We start from the raw sequence: 23,849 nt of genomic DNA on the forward strand, positions 1-23,849 counted from the left end.
GGTACCGGGAGGGGAGGCTGAAGGCGTTCGACGAGGGAGGGCGCAAGGTGTACGATACGATAGCCGGCCGCAGGAGGCGGCTGGGGCTGGCCGCCTAGGCCGTCCGGAAAAACGTCCGCACCCCCGAAACGTTCGCGAATTGCGCAATGTTGTGGAGCGATGCCTGATCTTTTGCGGACAAGGATCGGAAGTTGACGTGCATGATGTCATGCAGCATGCTGCGGCAGACCGCTGCTATGGCGTTCGCAAGATCGAGTAGTTCTGAGTGGAGTTGAAGGACGGAGGACTTTCCGGGTTTTATCGGAGCCGATTGTTTAAAAACGCTTTCAAAATTGCATAGTTGGCACGCTTCCAGCATAGAAGACGAGTGAAAACTGCATCGGCTTGATCGCCGATGCCAACAATGCGGGAAGGAGTGCTTGCAGTGGGGGAGAGACTCGATCTGCTCGGTTCCCCGATCAAGGTCGGAAACCTGACGCTTCGCAACCATATGATGACAACAGCCATGGGGCCGGGGGCGGGATATATAACCATGGACGGAAGACCAACGCAGCGCCTCTTAAGCTATTTGGAAGAGCGGTCTGCGGGTGGTATGGGACTGATATGCCAGACTATCTCCCCTTGGCGTCGATCCACGGAAGTTCGGCATCCGTTGGTGATTGGCGCTGATGAGGAGTGCCTTCCCGAACTGAAGAAAATGGCAGATGCGGTGCATAAGCATGGGGGGCTGCTTGTTGGGCAGCCTTGGTGCGTTCATCTGTGGTGCCCAGGAGACGGTCGGCCTGAAGCGACCTATGGGCCAAGCGAGAAGTCGTGGCGCGAACCTCCATACACACGTATGACGCTCGAAGATATCGAACTGTTCAAACGCCAGATCATTAACTGCGCCGTTCTTCTGAAGAAGGCCGGATTCGACGGTGTGGAAGTGATGGCGGGAGTCGGTGGAATCATGAATCGCTTCTTGTCGCTTGCGACGAATGATCGGACCGACCAATACGGAGGTTCGCTCGAAAACAGGGCGAAGCTCACTCTCGAGGTTTTGCGAGGAATCAAGGAGGCATGCGGAGAAGACTACACCGTTTTGGTGCGTTGGTCTCCTGTCGAGTACGTCGAAGGGGGAGTTTCGGAACCAGAAGAGTCGTTTGACTTCGCGCGCATGCTTGACGAGGCGGGATGCGACTTGCACAACCTTGCCATCGGCTGGCATGAGACCTCGATCCCTTTGACGATCAAAGACGTCCCCGATGGGCACTGGTCTTGGGTGTCGGAAAAGATCAAGCAGGTGGCGAAGGCTCCTGTGGCCACGGCGTATCGCGAAACCGATCCGTATGTGATGGAGCGCATCCTGCAGGAGGGGAAAGCCGACCTTATTGCGGGGTTGCGTTACAACATCGCCGATCCGGCCTTTGCCAAAAAGGTGATGGAGGGGCGGCAAGACGAGATTAACCGATGCGTGGGATGCTGCCGCTGCTTGGACGACGTGTTGGGGCGCGGGCTGCCGCTCAATTACTGCAGCGTGAATCCTCGTTTGGGCGAAGAGCTGGACGAGCCTTTATTCGGGAAACCGGCATCGTCTTCGAAGCGGGTTGCCGTTGTGGGCGCTGGCATGGCGGGTGTGGCCGCTGCGGTTACCTGTGCGCGGAGGGGTCACCGCGTCACCCTCTACGAAAAAGGTCCTCGCATAGGAGGCGCGGTGGTTCTGAGCGCCGTGTTCAGTCCGAGCTACCAGCGGATTGTCGAACGATGCGCAGCATTGTTGGACGCTGCTTCGTCTATCGACGTGCGTCTGAACACGGAGGCGACGGTGGAGGTGATTGAACGAGAGCATCCTGATGCCGTCATCGTGGCGATGGGCGGCGAGGCTATGGAGTTGGATGTTCCCGGAGCGGACGGCGCAAACGTTGTGCAGTCCCATGCGATCCTCGAAATGGTCAATGGGCGGCCTCCAAGTGCGAAGGGGGCGCTCAATGCGTTTATGTATGCGGCGGGATCCGTGTTCCTTAAACGTTTCTACACGCCCGAACTTGCGCGTTGGGCTTTGGGAGCCATGCGATGGCCTTTGAGAAAATCCATTGCGATTATCGGAGGCGGTCTGCCGGGCTGCGAATTGGCGAAGGAGATGATGCGGCATGGGCGCGAAATCACGATAGTCGATGATCATGGAAAAATCGGTTGGGACGTGGGAAGCAGCGATAAGTTTCACATTGTGTCCGCGTTTAAAAAAGCGAAGAACGTTGTCTTGAAAACGCAATCTACGGTCAAGGAGATCCGCAAAGGCGGAGTTGTCATCGAGACGGCGGGAGGCGACGGGGAGACGGTCGTTGCGAAATCGGTGGTTATCGCCCTTGGGTTTCAGAAGAATACCGATTTGGGAGATGCGTTGGAGGGGGTGGTGGATGAGGTGTATTTGATTGGAGATTGCGCTCAGCCCTTGCGTATGGCGGATGCGACCAAACAGGGCTATCGGGTTGGGTGCCGTATCTAAGTTAAGGAAGCGGATGCAAGGGGCTCGTTTGGCTTGACGCGCCGATCTTGCATCCCGGTGAATGAAGAAAGGACGTGCATCATTTGAAAGCGACCGAGCTTCCTTCGTTCGGAACGATGAACGGCGTGCGTGTTGTGTGCGTGGGAACCAACATAGCTGGTCCCGTAGCTGCGACTCTTTTCGCGGAACAGGGTGCCGATGTTATCCAGATCGAAAGCACGCTTGCTCCCGACATGTTTCGGACGATGGGAAAAGCGTGGGCTGTCGAGCATCGCAACACGCGGGCCTTGGCGATGAACGTTCGCACACCTGAAGGCGAGGATATCCTCAAGAGGTTGATCTCCACTTGCGATATTCTTATAGAAGCATCAAAGGGAGGGACATGGGCCCGATGGGGGCTTGGAGATGATGTTTTGTGGGAAATCAATCCCAAATTGGTGGTTGTCCACGTCTCCGGCTATGGACAAACGGGAGATCCCTCGTACGTGTCCCGGGCCTCGTTTGATACGATTGGGCAAGCGTTCGGGGGGTATATGGCGGTGAACGGGATGCCCGAACCCTTGCCTCCTCTTCCCGTCAAACCTTACACATGCGACTACGTTACGGCTCTCTTCGCTGCCTTATCTGCCGCCATGGCGCTATTCAAGGCTCGACTGACGGGTGAGGGAGAGAGCGTTGATGTGGCGCAATATGAAGCTATGGCGCGCATACAAGGCAATTTCCTTATAGACGCGCTCAACGGAGGGTCTCAACCCGAGCGAACGGGCGAATACGGCAACACGCTCACCATCATGCCGAATGTCATGAAATGCGGTGATGGCAACTACGTGTCGTTGGGTATCGGCGGTGCTGCGGTGTGCAGGCGTCTTGAGGAATTGCTAGGGCTTGCAGACGACCCTGATTTCGCCGAACCTCACGCAGGATTCAAAAAGGCAGATGGTCCTCGCGGCCAAAAAATGTTCGATGCAGTGAGGGACTTTTGCGCGCGGCGTTCCGCAGAAGAGGTGAACGATGCCCTCAATAGCATCAATGTTCCTTGCAGCGTGATCATGACGTTCGAGATGATGCGCGACAACGCGCAATATCAAGCGCGCCAAACTATAACCACATGGGACGATCCCGTGTTCGGAAAGGGGGTCGAGGGAGTGAACATCGTGCCGTCGTTCGCTCGAAATCCAGGACGAATCTTCAGAGGGGGTCCTACGTACGGAATGGACAATGACGACATTCTCGCCGAGCTCGGGTTTGGCGAGAGCGACATAGCGTCGCTCTATCGAAAAGGCGTGATAAAAAACGGGAGTAAGGAGGTTTCGCAATGATGGCTGCAAAGGGGAAGGATCTAAGCGCAGCTCGGAAAAACGCCGTGTACTATGTCAACAGTTTCGTCACTATCGCTATCATGGTGGCCGGATTCGTCGTGCCGCCGATCTCTCCTTTGACCCAGTCGGGCATGGAGACGGTCTTCATTTTCCTTGGAGTTGTGTACGGCATGTCAACCGTTGGCATCATTTGGCCCAGTTTGCTGGGTATGGTGCTCCTTGGCTTCACCGGATATCTCGATACGGTGGCGGCTGACGGAACGGTGACCGCGTCCACAACCGTGGCAAAAGTGTTCCTGAATGGTTTTGGCAACGATACCTATCTTTTCGTATTCTTCTTGCTGGTTTTCGCTGCCATATTGAATGAGTCGGGCCTTTCGAAAACCATCGCGTATCGCCTAGTTGCCATGAAGAGCGCGCACGGACGTCCCTGGATGCTCTCGCTGCTCATTTTGGTTGCCGCGTATTTGATCGGAATGCTGATCAGCTGCACGCCGGGCATCCTGATTCCGTGGGCTATCGTGTACACGATTTGCGATGTGGTCGGCTACACTAAGAAGGACGCATGGCCTAAGGTCATGGTTGTGGGCATCGTTTTGGCGGCATGTTTGGGCAACGCTGCGCTTCCGTTCAAGCCCTTGTCGTTGCAGATGATGGCGAGCCTTTCTACTACGACAGGCATCACCATCGACTATGCTTCCTTCACGGTGTTCGCATTGGTAATGAGCTTTCTCATCTTGGTGGGTTACTGGTTGCTGTGCAAGTTCCTGTTTCGCGTGGACGTCTCTCCGCTCAAGGCTGCAAGCGTCGATTTCGGGACGGTTGAATTCACTGCGCGCCAAAAGCAACTATGCGCGTTCTTGGTGGCTTTGTTCGTCTTTTTGTTCATCCCCAGCTTCTTGCCGGACGGGACGGCAAGCGCATTCTTCACACGTTTGGGTTCGACGGCGGTTGTGGTTGTCATCCTTGTCGTTATGGCGTTCATGCGCAAGAAAGACGGGGCAGAGTACGCTTCCATTTCAAACGCCATTAAGACGGGGGTTCCGTGGGAAACGCTCATCTTGCTCGCGTTCGTCATGGTTATCTCTACGGCTTTGACGGTGACGGGCAACGGCGTCAAAGAAGGGCTGTCTCTCGTTCTCGATCCGATATTGGGTTCGGCAGGCGGCTTCATGTTCACAGTGATTCTCATTGTTGTCGCAGCCGTTGGCACCCAGGTTCTCGGCAACCTTATCTACGGTCTTATGCTTATGCCCATTGTGTGCGTGTACGGTGCGGCCACTGGCGCCGATTTGTCCCTTCTGACTGTGGCGCTGTGCGTGGTGCTGAACGCGGCCCTTTTTCTTCCGAGCGCCAGCCCCTTGGCCGGATTGCTTCATGGCAATAGCGAATGGGTGTCGGCGAAGGATATTTACAAGTATTCCGCACCAACGGTGTTGATGACTATTGTCGTGGCGATTGCCGTCTGCGCGACATTGGGAACGTTGATGTTTTGATGCCGGCATTCGGGAAAGGGGGAGTTGTGGTCGAGGTTCGCTCGCGTGGTGTGCATGTTGTCAATGTGGTAGTTACGCTGCTCCTGATGGCTGCTCCGTATGTCATCCCCTTGCCCGATGCGCTTTCTGACGTCGGGGCCAAAATCCTCGGTGTCCTGATTGGGTGCACGTATGGATGGATCACGGTGGGCATCGTGGGAACCTCGTTTCTGGGACTTGTGATGCTGGGTTTCGCACAGGACCTTCCGGTGTCTGCCGTGTTCCAAGAGGGTTTTGGCGGGGAGACATTTCTGCTGGTGTTCTTCTTCGCCGCTTTTGCGGGCATCTTGGAACAGGTCGGATTGGGAGAATGGATAGCTTCCTGGGTTCTGAACAAGCGTTTCAGTCGAAAGGGACCTTGGATGCTCTCGTTTGCGCTCTTGCTTATGTCGTACCTCGTTTCTTTTGTGACCAGCATTATGCCCGGTATTCTCATTTCTTGGGGCGTGCTTTCGGGTGTTTGCGCTCTTTGCGGGCTAACTAAAGAGAACGCTTGGCCTCGCTGGATGGCTGTTGGAATCGTGCTCGCCTGCTGCATGGGTCATTCGGCGTGGCCTATCGAGGTGCTTTCGTTCACGCTGCTGGGGCTGTATCAGTCGTTCGATCTCCCAAGCATTGGATACGTGCCTTTCACGATCCTCAACGTGTCTATTGGCTTGATGGCGATAGTTGGATATGTGCTGGCCTGCCGAGTTGTCTTGCGTCCGGAAGTGGGCAAGCTTGATGCGGTATTGGCAGAGGGCCGGGAATGCCCTTCGCTGACGAAGGAGCAGCGCCAGATCGTGGTGGTTGCGGTGCTGTTCTTTGCGGTTTTGTTCGTTCCCGGTGCTTTTCCTGACGCAGGTGGGGTCGTTGGTTTTCTTGGCGATATCGGAACTTCGGGCTGTGCCGCAGCCGTGCTGGCGCTTGCGGCTATCGTTCGCAGGTCGAACGGCTCTTCTCTCGTTGACGTGGCAAGTGCGATTCGCGATGGCGTCCCCTGGGAGAGCCTCATCCTGGTCGCGTGCGCTATTCCTTTGTCATCGGCTCTTACGAGCGACGAAGCAGGGCTGCAGCCTTTGTTCAGCGGCATGTTCTCCGCGCTTTTCAGCGATCTTGGCGGTGGTTTGGCATTCTCAGTTTGCTTTGTGGTTCTTGTGGTGGCTCTGACGAATGTGATGGGGAATATGACGGTGGGCATCATCTCTGTTTCCCTCTTGTGCTCGTTTGCTCCTGCTATTGGGGCTAACGCGCCTATGCTCACGGTGATCGCGTGCATTGCCTGCAATGCGGCTCTGCTGCTTCCTTCGGGCGGTCCAACTGCGGCGCTATTGCATGGCAACAAGGAATGGTTTTCCGTTTCTCGGGAGGTGTATGCGCCTGCTGGCGTTGCCGTGGGCTCGTTTTTCGCTTCTGCTTGCGTGAGCATGGTTTCGATAGGCCCCTTGCTCTTTTGATGGCTCGAAAAGCACAGCATGTCGGATTCCAAACTGAAAGGGATGATTGAAAATGGATTTTCGATTGAGCGATGAACAACTTCTGCTTCTTGAAAGCCTTGACGAGCTGATGGAGCGCGAGTGTCCACCCGGTTATGTTGCCGAATGCGATCGCGAAGGGCGCTTTCCGACGGAGTTCGCTCAGGCTCTTGCTGACAACGGGTTTGGGATGCTCGGAGTTCCTGAAGAATACGGCGGCGTTCCTGTGGATACGTTGACGCTCATGTTGGTCAAAGAGCGCCTTATGAAAAACGGAGGGCCTATTTGCTTGTTCACTCAGCCGTTTTTGGTGGATACGGTCCTCTCGTTCGGCAGCGAGGAGCAAATTGCCATCACCATGGAGTATGTGAAGCGCGGGCAGGTTGCGCATTGCTCTGGCTTTACGGAGCCGAATGCGGGGTCTGACAACAGCGGCCTTGAGACAACGTTCGAGCGACGAGGTGGGAAAGTCCATATCACAGGCCAAAAGTCGTTCATAACCAATGCGGATGCCGCTCCTTTCATGATGTGCTTGACGCGCGATCCTCATCAAGCCGATCCGCGTAAAGCGTTTACCACATGGTGGGTTCCCATGGATGCTCCGGGCATCAAAGTGTCTCCCATCGACAAGATCGGATGGCACATGAGCAACACCTGCGAAGTGTACCTTGATGATGTTGTGGTGGAAGAAAAGGATATATTTGGCAAAGAAGGGGAAGCGCTGAAGCAAACCATGAAGAACTTCGAGGTTGAGCGTTTGCTCATGGCGTCAGCATCGCTCGGTCAGGCCGAGTGCGCTTACGAAGATGCTGCTTTGTATGCGAATCGGCGCATGCAATTCGGCAAAACGATCGGCGGGTTTCAGCTCATCCAGCAGAAGATCACTGACATGGCCATCAAAATCGAGAATATGCGGAACCTTGTGTACAAATGCGCATGGGAGCACGACAACGGGATAGCTATTCGCAATTCTTCGGCGATGACGAAACTGTACTGCGCTCGGTCTGCCTGCGAGGTGATCGACGATGCGCTTCAGATCATGGGGGGCATTGGCTATACCAACGATTGCCGCATCTCGCGTTTGTGGCGCGATGCTCGCAATGCCCGCATCGGGGGAGGGACCGATGAGATCATGTACCACGTTGCCGGCAGGGGCTTGCTGAAGGCGGTTGGGTGCTAAGCGGGTGGAAGAGGCGGTAGGCGAACGATGTTCGAAAGGAAGGGTGGTCGTATGGATGTCGGTGACAAAAGCGCTTTGACTGGGGTGCTCTTCGACCCGCTGGGCGATCTGTTGGCCGAGCAAGCGCAGGTGGACGTGCTCGTGCAGGACTTTTCGGAAGATGTTTGGGATCGAGGGGCTTCGTATTGCACGACATGGAAGCTGAAAGACGTAATAGCGCATATCGGATTGTTTGATTACTGCGCCGCGGAGCTTATGGCTGGACGCGGTCGTGCGGTGAACGAGGTGTCGCATGGGTTTTCGGATAGCGACGATCATTTCCGCATAGCGTATTGGCAAGGCAAGCCTGGTTCCGAGATCCTTTCGTGGTGGCGTCTCCAGCGTGAGCGGATGATTCGGGCGTTCATGGACGGCGGTCCTAAAGCCCGTGTCCCTTGGGCTCCGGGCATTCCTCCGATGTCGGCCCGATCCTTGGTGTCGGCTCGCCTCATGGAGCTGTGGGCTCATAGCGTGGATATCTATGACGCGTTGGACATGGAGCCCATTGTGAAAGATCGCATTGCCTCGACATTGTTCTTGTCGTGGCAAGGTCGTCCCAACATGTACAACATCAACGGACTTGAGTTCGATCCTTCGATCCCGCTGTATTTGGAACTCGTGTTGCCTTCGGGTGAAACATGGGTCAAGGGCCAACCGAATGATCGAAATTACATCAAGGGCATGGCGAGGGATTGGGCGCTTGTCGCCGTTCGTCGTCGCAACTGGATGGACACTGATCTGGAGGTCGTTGGCGACGAGGCGCGCGTATACGCTACTATTGTGCAAGCTTATGCAGGTCCCGCCGAGGCGGCCCCAAAGGCGAAGAATCGACGGTGAGGAAATTCGCTCTCGAGTGGGTGCGGATTGGGGGCTTGGAGCGGATGGGCCGGATACGTACGGGATCAGGCCCATCCGCTTTGCGGTCGTTTCGAGTGCTGCAGCAGCTCCATGGGGATAGGATTGCATGAGTCGAAATCGGGGCAATGAAGACAATCCGATGATATGATGCTCGCAATTTCGCTCCATATCGTGCGTTTGCAGCCGAGAGATTCATAAAATGGGACCGCATTGCCACGAGCGACGAATCTCAGCACTTCATACCGCTGCTGGATGTATTCCATAAGCTTGCTGCCGATGCCCAAGCGTCTTACCGAGGCGTCTACGACGATGGGTTCGACGAAGTGCTTTCCTTCTATTTGAACGACACGAACGAATCCCAGCGTGCGTGATCCGTCTGTTGCTATGTACGAGCGCCCCCTAGGGGTGAGTTCTCCCATCCCGGCCTCACATGCCAGACGTGCGATGTCTGGCTGGTCGCTCTCGGTTGCCTTTCTCACGAAGTATTTCCGAGTTTCGGACGAGTCCATTGCGTGTCGCCTTTCTTGTTCGATTGCGCTTTCGAACGAATGAAAAGCAGATATCCTGCCAACATCCTGTTGGCAAATAAATCTCTATGAAACAATTTGAACCCACTATGGGGGTTCGATTCAAAATCCGAGGCCCCGCTGACGTTTCATGCCTCGTACACCGTGCTGCGGAGCAGGGAGAACAGAGTTTGGCAGCTTGGGTCGCCGTGCTTGATGGACGACAGCATGCTGTCCCATACGAACGCGCAGAGAGGCTCGGGGGCCAGCGCGTCGTGCAGACGATCACGCACCACGTGCGGGTCGCGCTCAAGCGCCATCACGAGGCCGCGGCGGATGTGCGCGAAGCACGCTTCTTCGCGCTTGCGCGCGGCGGCCAGACCTTGCGCGTCAAGCGCCGCAATCTCGGCAAGCCAGTCGTCGCGGAATCTCGCGAGCGCTTCCGACAGCTGTCGAGCAAGCTCCCGGCAGAAGCAGATGAAGTCGTCGCCGGCCACGGCATGCGGCATGCGGTCGGCCAGCGCCTCGTTCCAGAATCGGCCCACCACATCGTTAACGAGGTCGTTCTTGGTGGGGTAGGAGTTGTACACCGTGCCCACGGCCACGTTGCAGGCGCGTGCGACGTCGCGGATGCTGAGGCCTGCCAAGCCCGACTCGCTGGCCAGCGCGAAGGCGGCGTCGAGGATTTGCTGCTTGCTGATGATGGGTTTGTTGCCCATGCGCACCTCCCGCGTGCGGAAGCCCAGGGTTTGAACAGGACGCGTTCCATTGTAGGGGAACGCACGCACTCCGTTCGTGAAGATTCGACGATGCGGTGTCGAATCTGCGTCCGACCTCCGAAAGCCAGCTATCGATCCGAATCTTTCGCGCCGTCCATCTCGCCGCCACGCGTGCCGCCGCCCATGCCGCCGCGGAAGCGGTTCAAGGCAGCGAACACCTCCTGCTTGCGCGGCTTCGCCAAGCCGCAAGGGACGAACGACCCGCAGAACGGCGCCCAGCCCTCGCGTTCCAGAACGGCGAAAAGGCGCTCCACGACCTCCGTCAGTGGGCACGTGCCGTCTGCGAAGCGCTCCAAGCCGTAGCGCAGCAGGTGGGCCAGCGCGGCCGTCTGCTCGGGATCGGCGATCTGCTCCACGAAGCGCACGTCCACATTCTCCTTGCCCAGCGAGAATGCGTCGCGCCCTTGCGAGCGCACCTTCAGCCGCTCGCGCCCGCGCGCGCCACCGTCGCGGTCGCCCCGGCCATCGCGGCCCCTGCGGCCACCACCCTGGCCGCGCTCATCGCGGCCGGCATCGTACCCGCGGCACCCGTCGCCATGCCCATGCCTACGCCCGCCGTCGCGGCCTCCCCGACCGTCCCGCGCGTCGCCCGCCCGCGCCGCCGCGAGCGTCGGCATCGTCCGCCCACCCCGCGGCACCCTGAACGCGGGCGCGCCCATCGCGGGAGCTTCGCGCTGCGCGCACAGCCCCCGCACCCGCTCTGTGATGTCCACCGGCCGGTAGCAGTCCATCTGGATCACCCGGTCGGCGATGTGGAAGAACGCGCCGGAGCTGCCCGCCACCAGAATGGTGGACGCGCCCGCTTGCTCGTACAGCCCGCGCGCCCGCTCCAGAAACGGCGTGATGGGCTCCTTCTCGCGGCTGATGACCTGCTGCATGAACTCGTCGCGCACCATGAAGTTCGTAGCGGAAGTATCTTCGTCGATGAGGAACAGGCGGCAGCCCGCCTCCATGCCCTCTACCACGCCTGCCGCCTGCGAGGTGCTGCCGCTCGCGTTCTCCGTGGAGAACGCCGCGGTGTCCTTGCCATTGGGCAGGTCGTTGATGAAAAGCGATATGTCCACGTTGCGGATGCAGCGGCCGTCCTCGGCGCGCAGCTTCACCGCCGTGTCGTCAGCCAGCACGAACTCGCGCCCGTCGCCCGCGATGTGGTTGTACACGCCGCTTTGCAGCGCTTCGAGCAGGGTGGATTTTCCGTGGTAGCCGCCGCCCACGATGAGCGTGATGCCGCGCGGCACCGCCATGCCCGCGATGCGGCCCGCGTGCGGCAGGTCGAAGGAGCGCTCCAGCTCGACGGGCGAGGCGAAGGGGACGGCCCCCGCCAGCGGCTTGTCGGACACGCCGCTTCTCCGCGGCAGGATGGCCCCGTTCGCAACGAACGCCACCAGCCCCTCCTCGCGCAGCCGCGCCCGCAGCGCCTCCTGGTCTTCGGCCAAGTGCACGGCGGCCTCCACCTGCCGTGCGTCCAAGCTGTCGTGGAACAGGGCGCGCTTCACGCACACGGGCAGGAAGTCGAACAGGATGCGCTCCAGCTCGCCCGCGTTGATGGTGCGCCCGAACGCGGGGAACCCCACATGGAAGCGCACGGTGATGACGCCCTCCGCACCCCGCGCATTGCCCGCGCCCCGCACGTCGCCCCCGGCACGCCCGCCGTCCGCGCCCTCCGTGCCGCCCGAGATCTCGCACGCGCTGCGCTCCAGCACCTCTTGCCCGCAGCGCGTGATGGACATGAGCCCGCTCTTCCCCGACCCCTTGGCCTTGAAGCTGCACCGCTCGAACTGCGCCGCCATCTGCCGCGTGAGGAAGTCCGCCAGCGCCGTGCGCGCGGCGCGCCCGCGGCGAAACCTTTCGGGAAAGCCCGCCGCCGCATAGGGCGCCTCCACGCGCAAACTGGACGGCGCTGCGAACGGATCCCCCTGCACATGGTCGATGAACAGGCAGAAATCCGCGAACCGGTACGCGCCCGCCAAAGACTTGTACGCCGGATACCCCCGCCGATCCAACCCCCGCAAAGCCCTGCGCAATTCCTCTGCCGTTTTCACGGGCACCAGCCTCCTTCGCATCGGCGCTCAGTATAGCAGCAGAAAGAGTTGTCGAGGGGCCTGTTGGATGGTCTGGAGAGCGATGATCTGGCGAGCGCGTTTGCTTCGGCGATTCCCGGCAAGTTTTCGGAACAGACAAGATTGCCATATGCAGCTTAGCCTGGAATCTTGGTATCGGGCTGCCTTCGCTCGAATTCGATTCGTAAGCGATCTGAGTTTGCCCTTTGATATCCAAGACCGGTTTTTGGCTTTCTGAGGGGCGGGATTCTCCATTCGGGCGATGCATGGGGGCGAGGGATGCGGGCGGCTCTTCTATGAAGAAACGGTGGGCGAGTTGTCCATGCCATTGCCGCCTACCTGCCTTCTTTCTATTATGAACACAGTTCATTAATGAACAAAGTTCATTTTATAGGGAAGGAGACATTATGAGTGTCGAATTGATCGTTGCAAGCGTCGCCATCACGTGCGCGCTCGTGTTGTACACCGTCGGCGTGTTCGGGGAGCGCCGCTCGGGCACATTGTCCTTGCGCCATGTGCTTCTGTTTTGGGGCGGTCTTGCGTGCGACACCACCGGGACGATGATCATGACAAGCATCGCCCAGCAGTCGGAGGCTGGCGGTTTCGGCATCCATGGCGTCACCGGATTGCTCGCCATCGTCCTCATGCTCGTGCATGCGGGCTGGGCCACCGTCACGCTCATCCGTCGCAACGAGCGCGGCATGAAGCGGTTTCACGCGTTCAGCACCTTCGTGTGGCTGACATGGCTCGTGCCGTACATCATCGGCATGCTCGTGGGCATTCCGATGATCCACCTTCAAGCGGTGTGCGCTATCGGGACGAGCGTGCTCGTGGTGGCGGTTCTGGCCTTCGTGCTGTTCCGCGGTAAGGGAGGGCATGTCCGCGCCGCTCGCTAATCGAGGGGTTCGCGCTGCGCGGTTCCACACCGCCCGCGCAGCGGGCTTACGAGCGAGGCGCGGTGTCGGCGGGGATGGAGGGCAGCGCGATGATGAAGCACGCGCCGCCGTCGGGCAGGTTGAGGGCTTCCACCGAGCCGTCGTGCGCCTCCACCACCGACTTCACGATGGCGAGCCCCAAGCCCGTGCCGCCGGTGCCGCGGCTGCGCGAGGCGTCGGTGCGGTAGAAGCGGTCGAACAGAAGCTTCGGGTCGACGTCGCCGAACCCGCAGCCGTCGTCCTTCACGGCCAGGATGGAGTTGCCGCGCAGGCCGAACAGCTCGATCACGATATGCCCTCCCGGCGCGATGAAGCGGCTCGCGTTCTCCACGAGGTTCGTGACGGCTTGCTTGAGCCGGTCGAGGTTGCCCAGCACGTCGGGCGCCTCGCCGACGATCTCGGTGTGCGCTTGGCGGTCGCGCAGGATGGGCTCGAGCGCGTCGAGCACGCCGGCCGACAGCTCGCGCAGGTTCACGCGCGCAAGCTCCATGGGGGCCGCGTCGTCCTCGATGCGCTGCAGGGTCAGCAAGTCATGGGTGAGGCGGCTCAAGCGCTCGCTTTCGTTGATGATGATGCCGCAGAACTTCTCGTGCAGCTCGGGCGGCAGATCGGGGTCTTCCAGCATTTCGGCGTTGCCGCGGATGGCGGTGAGCGGCGTGCGCAGCTCGTGAGCCACGTCGCTGATGAAGGCCGCCTGTCGGCGCTCTTTCAGCGTGAGGTCGTGCTGCTGCGCCTTCATGGTTTGGATGAGGCCCTTGAAGTCGGCGGCCAGCTGGTCGGCTTCGAAAAGGCGGCCGTCCGGCTCGAAGGGCACATCGGCACCTGCGCGGTACGCGGCGGTCCGCTTCGCCAGAAGACGGAGAGGCTCAGAGATGAAGTGCCCGATGATCAGGCTGAACGCAAACACCGCCACGCCGATGGGGACGAGCAGCAAAAACGCCTTCGACGAGAGGTCGAAGGCGAGGAGGCAAATCAGGAGCAGTATCGCGCCGGCGAAGAGCGAGAGCAGCGTTGCCAGCAGCGAGAAGTATGTTTGCAGTCGTTTTATTGTTTGAACCTGTATCCGTAGCCGCGAACCGTTTCCACCAGGCCGGGATCGTATCCGGCAGACTCAATCTTATCACGGAGGCGCTTGATGTGGGTGTCGACGGTCTTGGTTTCCGTCAAGTATTCCCAACCCCAGGCGTCGCGCAGCAGATCCTCGCGCGACACCACCTTGCCCGCGTTCTTCATGAGGCTGGCAAGCAGCTCGAACTCGCGCGGCGTGAGGTCGATCTCGCCGTGCTCGCCGGAAGCGGTGTGGGCGTCCTCGTCGAGCGTGATGCCGCTTGCCGTGACGGCGTGGTTCGCGCCGGGGAAGTCGCCGCCCGCGCCACGGCGTAGAAGGGCGCGCACGCGGGCGATGAGCTCGCGCACGCCGAAGGGCTTCGCCAGGTAGTCGTCGCCGCCGATCTCGAGGCCCACCACCTTGTCGAGCTCGGTGTCGCGCGCGGAGAGGAACAGCACGGGCACTGTGGTCTTCGAGCGCAGACGGCGGCACAGCTCGTAGCCGTCCATGCCGGGCAGCATGATGTCGAGCACGAACAGGTCGTAGGAGTTCTTCGTGGCCAAGGCCAGCGCGTCCTCGCCGTTGTCGACCACGTCGGTGAAGAATCCCTCCTTCTTGAGCGCGTAGCTGACGAATTCGGTGATGGAGGGCTCGTCGTCGACGACGAGGATGCGATGAGGGGTCTCGTTCATGTGTGGCCTTTCTATCAGATGGAATCCCGGGGACTTGCCTGACAGATGCGCGTGGGCGGGTTGTTATAATGCCGAGTGCAACTATACGCATCCGCGTCGCCCTCAAAGGAGACTGTCAAGAACATGTTACTTGCTATCGATGTGGGGAACACTCAGACGGTGGTGGGTGTTTATCAGGAAAAACGTCTGCTGCATCAGTGGCGCGTGGCCACGAACAAGCAGCACACGTCAGACGAGCTGCGCGTGAAGCTCGCGCCGCTTCTGCTGTCGGAGGGTATCGCGACGCAGCACCTCGAAGGCGTGGCGCTCGCGTCCGTCGTTCCGCAGCTCACGCAGGCATGGTGCGCGGCAGTGGAGCGTATGACCGGAAGCGAGGCGCTTGTCTGCTCGGCCGAGGCGGCGGGAGGGCTGTTCTCGACGGAGTATGCGAACCCCGCCGAGATCGGGGCCGACCGCGTGGCCGACGCGGTGGCCGCCAAGGCGCTCTACGGTGCGCCCGTGGTGGTGGTGGACTTCGGCACGGCCACGAACATCGAGGTCATCGATGCCGAAGGGCGGTTCGTCGGCGGCGTCATCGCTCCTGGCGTGGAGACGTCGGCCCAGGCGCTGTTCTCGCGCGCCACGCGGCTCGGCGCCATCGAGCTGGTGGATCCGCACACCGCCATCGGCGGCAACACCGAGCAAGCCATCCAGGCTGGCATCGTGTACGGCGAGGCCGACCGCGTGGACGGGCTCGTGCAGCGCATCTTCGACCAGCTGGGGTATCGGGCGACGGTGGTGGCCACGGGAGGGTTGGCAGCCCGCGTGGCGGCGCAGTCGCGCACCATCACCGTCACGAATCCCGAGTTGACGCTTGAAGGCTTGCGCCTCGTCTACGAAGCGCGCGAAGCCGCACGGCGGGCCTAGCCCTTCGGAGACGCGTCGCGGCCTTTCGCGCGATCGCGCTGACGCTTGGTCGCGCTGTCGCCCGAAACCGTCGCTTCCGGCGCGAAAGCCGGTCGTTTCGCGCGGCGATGCGCTTTCCGGTCGCGCGCTGCGGGCACGTGGGGCGTGCGGCTTTCGGCAGACGCTGCGAATGCGCCTCCGGCTGCTGGCTTTCTTGCGCTCTTGGGGGATTGCCCTGCGGCCTCGGCGGCTTCGGCGGGTAGAATGTTGTGAGCCAGCAAACCGACGCAAAAGGGGGCCCATGTGTTGAGCGACATTGAAATTGCCCAGGCCACGAAGACAGAACCCATCGACGTCATCGCCGAGAAGGCGGGCGTGCCGCAGGCGTACCTGGAGATGTACGGCACGAACAAGGCGAAGGTGGATTACAACCTGCTCAAGGACGTGGAGCATGCGCCCGGCAAGCTCATCTTGGTGACGGCTATCAACCCCACGCCGGCCGGCGAGGGCAAGACCACCACCACCGTGGGATTGGCCGACGCCCTGGCGCGCCAAGGCAAGAACGTGGTCGTGGCGCTGCGCGAGCCGTCGCTCGGGCCCGTGTTCGGCATCAAGGGCGGTGCGGCCGGCGGCGGGTACGCCCAGGTCGTTCCTATGGAGGACATCAACCTGCACTTCACGGGCGACTTCCACGCCATCGGCGCGGCGAACAACCTTCTGGCCGCCCTGCTTGACGCGCATATCCACAACGGCAACGAGCTGGGCATCGACGTGCGCAAGATCACGTGGAAGCGCGTCGTGGACATGAACGACCGCCAGCTGCGCAACATCGTTGACGGCCTGGGCGGCAAGGCCCACGGCGTGCCGCGCGAGGACGGCTTCGACATCACCGTGGCCTCCGAGGTGATGGCCATCTTCTGCCTGGCCACGTCCATCACCGACCTGAAGGAGCGTTTGGGCCGCATCGTGGTGGGCTACACCTACGACGACAAGCCGGTCACCGCGCACGACCTGCACGCCGAGGGTGCGATGACGGCCCTTTTGAAGGACGCCCTGAAGCCCAATCTCGTGCAGACGCTCGAGGGCACGCCTGCGTTCGTGCACGGCGGCCCCTTCGCCAACATCGCGCACGGCTGCAACTCCATCATGGCCACGCGCATGGCCATGGCGCTCGGCGACTACTGCGTGACGGAGGCCGGCTTCGGTGCCGATTTGGGCGCGGAGAAGTTCCTCGACATCAAGTGCCGCCTTGCGGGCCTGCGTCCGGACGCTGTGGTGGTGGTTGCCACGGTGCGTGCCTTGAAGAATCACGGCGGGGTGCCGAAGGCCGACCTCAACGAGGAGAACCTTGAGGCGTTGGAGGCGGGCCTGCCGAACCTCCTGCAGCACGTGGAGAACATCACGCAGGTGTATCAGCTGCCGTGCGTCGTGGCCATCAACCGGTTCCCCACCGACACCGAGGCCGAGCTTGCGCTGGTGGAGCGGAAGTGCCGCGAGCTGGGCGTGAACGTGGCGCTGTCCGAGGTGTGGGCGAAGGGCGGCGAGGGCGGGCTTGCGCTCGCCGACGAGGTGGTGCGCCTGTGCGACGAGGGCGACGCCGAGGGCCGCAGCGCCGAGACGTTCGCGTTCGCCTACGACGACGGCCTCACGCTTGCCGAGAAGATCGAGGCCGTCGCCACGCGCGTGTACCGAGCCGACGGCGTGGTGTTCGAGCCGTCTGCGAAAAAGGAGCTCGCGCAGCTTGAAGCGCTCGGTTTCGGCGGCATGCCCGTGTGCATGGCCAAGACGCAGTACTCGTTCAGCGACGATGCGTCGAAGCTGGGCGCGCCGCGCGGCTTTACCGTGACGGTTCGCCAGGTGAAGGTGTCGGCTGGCGCCGGGTTCGTGGTGGCGCTCACCGGCAGCATCATGACGATGCCGGGTCTGGGCAAGGCTCCCGCCGCCTTCAAGATCGACGTGGACGAGACAGGCAAGATCAGCGGGTTGTTCTAAGGTGTTCCGGCGGGCTGGTGACCGCTGAAACCGCTCGACGTTGTGGCCACCTGCTGCGGCATGCGAGCTTCACGCGATCCAGGGTCTTGCGTGCCGCAGTGCGTTTGGGCCCAGCGATCCTGCGAACCTCGAACGCCGCAGGTGGCCTCGCTGACCGACTACGTCAACCTGTGCGATAGGGCCCCGGCGACTTTGCGTCGCCGGGGTTCGTCGTCTCTGTCCCTTACGTCGCGATCGATGGTGACATGTAGTCGATCGTACTCTACAACATCGTTGAAACGATCTCTCTTGTAGAGCATGATCGACTAAACGGGAAGCGCATAAGAGCATTCGCGTGCCAAGGCCCGGTTGCTAGGGTTTCTTTGCGTTCAAAGAGCCCCGCGAAGACGATATCGCACGCGCTTGAGCAAGCGCCCGTCCTGCACAGTGGACGATCAGTGGAATAGGGGGCGGCTCGCGCTCGTGGCCGCACGTCGAGGGTTCGTGCAGGTTTCGAGGCGCGCCGAGGGAACATGCGGACGGTGGCGTATCATACGGAATGCCGGTGGCTGGCTGTTGGCTGCTGGTGCTCACGGCGCGTCTGCGCCGAGCCGGCCGTTCCGGTCAAGTTTGATTTCTGTACAGAGGGAGGCCCCATGGACACCACCTTCATCGATGAGTTGGCCAGCGCGGCTCCGACGCCGGGTGGCGGTGGAGCTGCGGCGTACGTGGGCGCGCTCGCGTCGGCGCTCGCGTCCATGGTGGGCAACCTCACGGTGGGCAAGAGCCGCTACGCCGATGTGGAGGACGAGGTGCGCGCCTCTCTTTCGCGCCTTGAGATGTTGCGGGCGCGCTTGGTGGCGCTCGTGGACGAGGATGCGCGCGCGTTCGAGCCGCTTGCCGCCGCCTATCGTCTGCCCAAGGCCACGCCGGAGGAGCAGGTTGCCAAGAACGCGGCGCTTCAGCGGGCGCTTGTCGATGCGAGCGAAGTGCCGCTCGCCATCATGCGCGCGGCGGCCGAGGTGTTGGACGAGGCCGACTATCTGGCTCGTCACGGCTCCAAGATGGCGCGCTCCGACGCGGGCGTGGCCGCAGCGTTCGTCCGGGCCGCTTCCGACGGGGCCAGCCTCAACGTCTACATCAACGCGGCCTCCATGGACGACGCCGACCGCGCCGCGCGCTATCGCGCGGAGGTCGAGCTGCTTGCCGCGCGCACGCGCGAGCGCTGCGATGTGCTGTTCGACTACGTCAAAGCCGCTGTTTCGTAACGTCCCTCCGCGCCGCGTCGGCCCGTCGGCCCGGCCGCGCCCGTCCCTTTGCAAAGGAGCAAACCCATCCATGGCCACCCTTCTCACTGGAAAACCCGTCGTCGAGCGCTTGGCGGCAGATCTCGCGCCGCGCATCGACGCGCTTGCGCGGGCCGGCGTCGAGCCGACGCTTGCGATCGTGCGCATGGGGGCGCGTCCCGACGACCTGTCCTACGAGCGCACCGCTTGCAAGCGCGCCGACGCCCTCGGCATCGCCGTGCGCCCCATCGCCCTTGACGAGTTCGCGCCGCAGGAGGCTTTGGAGGCTGCGCTTCACGAAGTCAACCACGATGCGGACGTGCACGGATGCCTGCTGTTCCGGCCGCTTCCGTCGTTTGTGGACGAGGCTCGCGTGTGCGAGCTGCTTGCGCCGGAGAAGGATGTCGACGGCATCACGTTGGCTTCGCTGGCTGCGGTGTTCACCGACGGCCATCGGGGGTTTCCACCCTCCACGGCCGCGGCGTGCGTCGAGCTGCTCGAGCATTACGAGGTGCCGCTTGCCGGCAAGCACGTCGCGGTCGTGGGTCGCAGCCTCGTGGTGGGAAAGCCGCTGTCCATGATGCTGTTGCGCCGCAACGCGAGCGTCACCGTCTGCCACAGCCGTACGGAGAACCTTGCGGGCATCTGCCGGTCGGCCGATGTCGTCGTCTGCGCGACGGGCCGCGCCCGCGCGTTCGGCGCGGAGTACTTCGCGCCTGGGCAAACGGTGCTCGACGTGGGCATCAACTTCGATGCGCAGGGCAACCTGTGCGGCGATGTGGACTTCGATGCGGTGGAGCCCGTCGTCGCCGCGCTCACGCCCGTGCCGGGAGGGTTGGGCACGGTCACGACAAGCGTCACGATGGCGCACACCGTGGCCGCCGCCGAAGCCGCGCTTGCCGACGGGCGAGGTGTCGGACGGTAGGCTGCGAAGGCACCGGACAGCTGGGCTGCGGCAGGGCCGCTCGGCGAACGCGGCGGTGGGGATGAGGTCGGGATTGGCTGAGCGGGTGTGGAGGGCCGGGTTGGACGGCTTGGGTCGGGTCGCTTTTGAGGCTCGAGGCCGAGGCCGGGTTGCTTTCAGGGGCGAGAATCCTCGGTCTTCGACTCCTCCGGTTCGGGCGGCCTGAGGTTCCCCGTTCTTTTGGAAAGGCAGCTTTCGGCCCTCGGCCTCTCCGGTTCGGGCGGATTTCGGCTTTCGGTCTTCGGCTTTCGGCCTTTACGAGATAAGAAGTCTTTGCGGTTGCCGATCTGCTCTTCAAGGAAGTTAGCCGACCTTCGATCTCCGATCCTTCCGGAGCGGAAGCCCCTCGGTTGTCGACTCCCCGGCGGCGGGAGCCTTTCGGCTTTCGGCTTTCTCAGGTGATGGGCGTCCCTTCGACTCTTGGCTTTCCCGAAGCGAGCCCTGAGGTCTTCCGCGCTGGCTTTTGTGGCGGGTTTTGACGGAAAACCGCTGCGAAAACGCGATAAACCTCCTCGCTTGCTGCGCGCTCTCCACGTTTTGCCTGGTCGACGCATCTCTCTTTCGGAAAGCTCCGAAAGCTATCGCGGTTTTCCGTCAAAACCCGCCACAAACATCGGCCTTGATGCCGCGGTGATCATGCCGGACGAGGTCAGGCGAAACCGAGGGTTGAACCGCGCGACGAAACAAGGGGCGAAATGCGGCGCGAAGGACAGGACGGGTCAAGTCGAAGGGGCGGGGGATTGCCCAAAGCGAGACGGGAGACGGATTCGAGGCGAACGAGAAGCGCATTCGGGCAGAGGCCAAGCGCGCTTGCGACGCAGACGACTGCGATGGCGATGCGGGCGATCGGGGTGCGACGGCGGTGGAAAGCGGGGAAAGGGATGCGACCCGTAGCTGCCCTTCCCCCGCTTTTGTTCGTTGAACTACGCTGCCTTGGGCAGGTCGTCGTCCGAAACGGTGCCTGCGTCCGTCGCGTCCTCGTCCGCGCCTGTCGCGTTCGGGTTCGCGTTTGTGCCGCCTTCGATCACGCTGAAAGCGTTCGCCGCCGCTTCCTCGACGGCGGCAGGGTCGGCGTTCTCAAGGAGGTCGTCGCCACCTGCCACGGCGCATCCCGAGCATGCGCGGTTTCGACCTGCTTCGAGCGCGTCGCTCATCGTGCCGGAGTAAATGGTGCCCGAGTTTTTGATGTACTGGCAATCGGGGTTGAAGTGGTACACCTCGCCGAACGGCGTCCAGTAGGCCAGCCCGTCGTCGGAGAGCACGGCGGCGCCGGCTTCTGCTTGGTCGATATCCTCCTGGGATGTGGGATGGAAGTCGATGCCGCTGCCAACGGCCACCACGAGGGCGATGCCCGCCACAATGGAGCACACCTGCTTCGACTTCTTGTCCATGTCCTTGTTCGCAAGCGTAAGCACGATCATCGGCGCGAATGCGATAACGGCGACGATGACGCCCAGCTCGGTCTGCACCCAGTAGGCAAGTTTGTTCTCTTTGGACGCGGGAGCCAGATGGTTTGCGCGCTTCCATAGCTGCGAGCCCGCCACCACGGCGATGAGGTCGATGGCGAGAAAGATGACGACCCATCCTGCGGCTGGCAGTTTCGGCAGGTACAACGTGCTGTTCGCCACGAGGATGGCCGCAACCTCAAGCGCGATGCCCACTACCCACAGCACGGCGGCGCCGATGCGGAAGGGCAGCGCGTTGCCCGCTCGCTCGGCATGCATCTCGTCGCGCAGAGCTTGCGTTGCGGCCGCGCCGGAGCCTCCGTGCTTCGGTTTCTCGATGGTCTTTCCGGTCTTCGCATCGACGAAGCGGCGTTCTTTCGGCTGCTTCTTCTCGGTTGCGACGTTGTCGTGTTCGCTTTTCTGTCCCTGTGCGGACATAGGTGTGCCGCTCCTTTTCTCTCGTGAAAACATCGCCGACATGATACGGTATAGATTGGTTGAATGATTGCGATAAGCCCAGTTCAACGATCTGTTGAAACAGAAAGCGGTCGGATGTGGGGAAGCTGGCCTCGTCTATGTTGGGCCAAGATCGACATAGGCCAGGTCGGCTCGCCGGGTGAGGCCCCGCCGGTGCCGCAGGAGGTCTGCCCGTCGGGCAAGGTGGCAGCCTTCCGAAGCGCCCGGTCAGAGGAGGCTCGGCCCGAGGTTCGGCGAGCGCGAGTTCGTATCGGTCGAATACGAGCCCGGCTTTTTCGGGGAGGAGCGCATCAAGTGGGAATGGAGGGCCTGGTTGACGGGAGCGAGGGGTCGATATGGCGTTGGCGCTCGTCAGAGGGGTGCGTTCGGATGACCGCCGAGCGGTTTGGGAGCGAAAGGCGCTCTCAAACCGCTGCGAGGGGCGAGAAGGCTGGCGGGTGAGGCGAATCCCCTCTCGCGACGTTGCCGACGGCGACGGTCGATAACGCCGCAAGGGGCCGGCGGGCGCGCAAACTGCGGGGAGAGGCTTACGGAAAGCGCGCGGCTGCAGAGCCCTTCTTGCAAGCCCTCTCTCTTGGAAAGCGCCCTTCCCGAAAGCGCCCTTTTCGGGTGCGCCTTTCCGACTGCGGCTCGCAAGCCCCTCGCTTGGGCGTAGGCGCTATCCGACGGTGTCGATCTCGCGCGGATAGCTGTTGAGGACTTCGCAGCCGTCTTCGGTGACGAGCACAAGGTCCTCGATGCGCACGCCGAACTCGCCCGGCAGATAGATGCCCGGCTCGATGGAGAAGCACATGCCCGGCTCCACCGGCGCGTCGTGCGTAGCGGACACGTCGCCGGGTTCGTGCACGTCGAGGCCGATCTGGTGTCCCAGCCGGTGCGTGAAGTACGGTCCGTATCCCGCATCTTCGATAACCTGACGCGCGGCACGGTCGATATCGCAGAAGCGCGCGCCGGGGCGCACGAGCGCTCGCGCCGCCTCGTTCGCGCGACGCACGGTGTCGTGCACCTCGCGCTGCTTGGGCGTGGGCTCGCCGAACACGAACGTGCGCGTCATGTCGGCGCAGTACTCGTTTTGGCGGCAGCCCACGTCGAACAGCACCACGTCTCCGGGGGCGAGGCGCGTGCCGTCGGGCTCGTGGTGCGGGTCGGCCGCGTTCGCGCCGAAGCTCACGATGGGCGCGAACGAGTGGCCCTGGGCGCCCAGCTCGCGATAAATGCCCTCGAGTTGGCCGGCCACTTCGGCTTCGGTGATCCCTTCGTGCACGAGCTCGCGGAAACGCCCCATGGCGGCGTCGTTCGTGGCGCTGGCCGCGCGCATGGCCGCGCGCTCGGCCTCGTCCTTGTGGGCGCGCGCGTCGTCCACCGCATCGGAGGCCAGCACGAACCGCGCCGCCGCGCCGCGCTCCATGAGCGGCAGCAGGAAGCGTGCGGGCAGATTCTTGTCGCAGCCGAGCGGTTCTTGCGTGTCGACGAGCTCGGCGACGAGGGAAAGCGGGTCGTCGGTGTCCGTGAACGATCGCACGTCGCACGCAGCGTCGGCGGGTGCGGAGAACAGCGCGTTCAACACGAGCGTGGGCGCGGCGTCAGGCGCGAGGACGAGGCCGAGGAAGCGCTCGCCCGGCTCGACGTAGACGCCGGTGAGGTACTGGATGGATCGCGGGTCGCACACGAGCAGGCGGGAAAGGCCGCGCTGCCCGAGGTTGCGCATGACGGTTTCGACGCGCTGCTCGTACATGGTGCTCCTATCGGGTCGCGGGATGGGTTTTTCGCAGCGATGATATCACGTCGAAGCCGGGGAGGCGACGGCGCGCAGGCGCGACGGCTCCAAGGGCGGGAGAGCGTGGGGAGCGGAGGGTCGGTGCAAAGGGCGAGTGCGGACGGGGCGGGGTGCGGGGATGGCGGGCGAAGGGGGGTTGCGGCCAGGGGTGCGG

Annotated in this window: 19 protein-coding genes; 12 read left to right on the forward strand and 7 right to left on the reverse strand. The window is 62.0% G+C overall.

Features of this window, described 5'->3' with window-relative positions:
* The 7 genes from C2L80_RS14740 to C2L80_RS08335 all read left to right on the forward strand — a co-directional run.
* The coding region (locus tag C2L80_RS14740) for an AAA-type ATPase lid domain-containing protein (RefSeq protein ID WP_476707481.1) at positions 1–259 on the forward strand (259 nt) is incomplete at its 5' end.
* A gap of 165 nt (positions 260–424) precedes the next feature.
* The gene (locus C2L80_RS08310) at positions 425–2,485 is read left to right on the forward strand and encodes an FAD-dependent oxidoreductase (RefSeq protein WP_239938838.1); all 2,061 of its coding nucleotides are present in this window, start codon (positions 425–427) and stop codon (positions 2,483–2,485) included.
* An 83-nt stretch (positions 2,486–2,568) separates the two neighbouring features.
* Positions 2,569–3,804, forward strand: a complete 1,236-nt coding sequence (locus C2L80_RS08315) for a CoA transferase (protein WP_092197563.1) — start codon at positions 2,569–2,571, stop codon at positions 3,802–3,804.
* On the forward strand, positions 3,801–5,300 hold the full coding sequence (locus C2L80_RS08320) for an SLC13 family permease (RefSeq protein WP_103263002.1): 1,500 nt from the start codon (positions 3,801–3,803) through the stop codon (positions 5,298–5,300). Before C2L80_RS08315 ends, C2L80_RS08320 begins: the two co-directional genes overlap by 4 nt.
* Positions 5,195–6,775 (forward strand): SLC13 family permease, encoded by a 1,581-nt coding sequence (locus C2L80_RS08325; RefSeq protein WP_092197559.1) that lies wholly within the window; start codon positions 5,195–5,197, stop codon positions 6,773–6,775. Before C2L80_RS08320 ends, C2L80_RS08325 begins: the two co-directional genes overlap by 106 nt.
* A 52-nt stretch (positions 6,776–6,827) precedes the next feature.
* Positions 6,828–7,973 (forward strand): acyl-CoA dehydrogenase, encoded by a 1,146-nt coding sequence (locus C2L80_RS08330; protein WP_092197557.1) that lies wholly within the window; start codon positions 6,828–6,830, stop codon positions 7,971–7,973.
* Positions 7,974–8,024: 51 nt separating this feature from the next.
* Positions 8,025–8,849, forward strand: coding sequence for a maleylpyruvate isomerase family mycothiol-dependent enzyme (locus C2L80_RS08335; protein WP_103263003.1), 825 nt, complete (start codon positions 8,025–8,027; stop codon positions 8,847–8,849).
* A 65-nt stretch (positions 8,850–8,914) separates the two neighbouring features.
* Here C2L80_RS08335 and C2L80_RS08340 read toward each other — a convergent pair whose 3' ends face one another.
* The 3 genes from C2L80_RS08340 to C2L80_RS08350 form a co-directional block, all read right to left on the reverse strand.
* Positions 8,915–9,379, reverse strand: a complete 465-nt coding sequence (locus tag C2L80_RS08340) for a GNAT family N-acetyltransferase (RefSeq protein WP_092197553.1) — start codon at positions 9,377–9,379, stop codon at positions 8,915–8,917.
* 146 nt (positions 9,380–9,525) lie between these two features.
* Positions 9,526–10,095 carry a TetR/AcrR family transcriptional regulator gene (locus C2L80_RS08345; protein WP_087195946.1) on the reverse strand — a complete coding sequence of 190 codons (570 nt, stop codon included), beginning with the start codon at positions 10,093–10,095 and terminating at the stop codon, positions 9,526–9,528.
* 128 nt (positions 10,096–10,223) lie between these two features.
* The gene (locus C2L80_RS08350; RefSeq protein WP_103263006.1) at positions 10,224–12,197 is read right to left on the reverse strand and encodes an ABC-ATPase domain-containing protein; all 1,974 of its coding nucleotides are present in this window, start codon (positions 12,195–12,197) and stop codon (positions 10,224–10,226) included.
* Between the two features lie 425 nt (positions 12,198–12,622).
* Between C2L80_RS08350 and C2L80_RS08355 the strand changes: the two genes are divergently transcribed.
* Positions 12,623–13,111, forward strand: coding sequence for an HsmA family protein (locus C2L80_RS08355; protein ID WP_103263004.1), 489 nt, complete (start codon positions 12,623–12,625; stop codon positions 13,109–13,111).
* 46 nt (positions 13,112–13,157) lie between these two features.
* Here the strand turns inward: C2L80_RS08355 and C2L80_RS08360 are convergent, their stop codons facing one another.
* Entirely contained in the window at positions 13,158–14,084 is a 927-nt protein-coding gene (locus tag C2L80_RS08360) for a sensor histidine kinase (protein WP_103263005.1), read from the reverse strand.
* Between the two features lie 110 nt (positions 14,085–14,194).
* On the reverse strand, positions 14,195–14,890 hold the full coding sequence (locus C2L80_RS08365) for a response regulator transcription factor (RefSeq protein ID WP_092197617.1): 696 nt from the start codon (positions 14,888–14,890) through the stop codon (positions 14,195–14,197).
* A 123-nt stretch (positions 14,891–15,013) separates the two neighbouring features.
* Here C2L80_RS08365 and C2L80_RS08370 point away from each other — a divergent pair, with 123 nt between their 5' ends.
* The 4 genes from C2L80_RS08370 (at position 15,014) to C2L80_RS08385 (ending at position 19,957) form a co-directional block, all read left to right on the forward strand.
* The gene (locus C2L80_RS08370) at positions 15,014–15,796 is read left to right on the forward strand and encodes a type III pantothenate kinase (RefSeq protein ID WP_087195952.1); all 783 of its coding nucleotides are present in this window, start codon (positions 15,014–15,016) and stop codon (positions 15,794–15,796) included.
* A 282-nt stretch (positions 15,797–16,078) separates the two neighbouring features.
* On the forward strand, positions 16,079–17,767 hold the full coding sequence (locus C2L80_RS08375) for a formate--tetrahydrofolate ligase (protein ID WP_087195953.1): 1,689 nt from the start codon (positions 16,079–16,081) through the stop codon (positions 17,765–17,767).
* 635 nt (positions 17,768–18,402) lie between these two features.
* Positions 18,403–19,014, forward strand: coding sequence for a cyclodeaminase/cyclohydrolase family protein (locus tag C2L80_RS08380; protein ID WP_092197615.1), 612 nt, complete (start codon positions 18,403–18,405; stop codon positions 19,012–19,014).
* A 70-nt stretch (positions 19,015–19,084) separates the two neighbouring features.
* A complete protein-coding gene (locus C2L80_RS08385; protein ID WP_092197613.1) occupies positions 19,085–19,957 on the forward strand; it encodes a bifunctional 5,10-methylenetetrahydrofolate dehydrogenase/5,10-methenyltetrahydrofolate cyclohydrolase in 873 nt (290 codons plus the stop codon).
* 962 nt (positions 19,958–20,919) lie between these two features.
* On the opposite strand, the gene C2L80_RS08390 is transcribed toward C2L80_RS08385, so the two are convergent.
* Positions 20,920–21,879, reverse strand: coding sequence for a YbjC family protein (locus tag C2L80_RS08390; RefSeq protein ID WP_092197611.1), 960 nt, complete (start codon positions 21,877–21,879; stop codon positions 20,920–20,922).
* Between the two features lie 697 nt (positions 21,880–22,576).
* On the reverse strand, positions 22,577–23,653 hold the full coding sequence (locus tag C2L80_RS08395; RefSeq protein WP_092197609.1) for a M24 family metallopeptidase: 1,077 nt from the start codon (positions 23,651–23,653) through the stop codon (positions 22,577–22,579).
* Positions 23,654–23,849 lie beyond the last annotated feature (196 nt).

It is taken from the genome of Rubneribacter badeniensis, assembly GCF_002899695.1.
GTDB classification, from domain to species: domain Bacteria; phylum Actinomycetota; class Coriobacteriia; order Coriobacteriales; family Eggerthellaceae; genus Rubneribacter; species Rubneribacter badeniensis.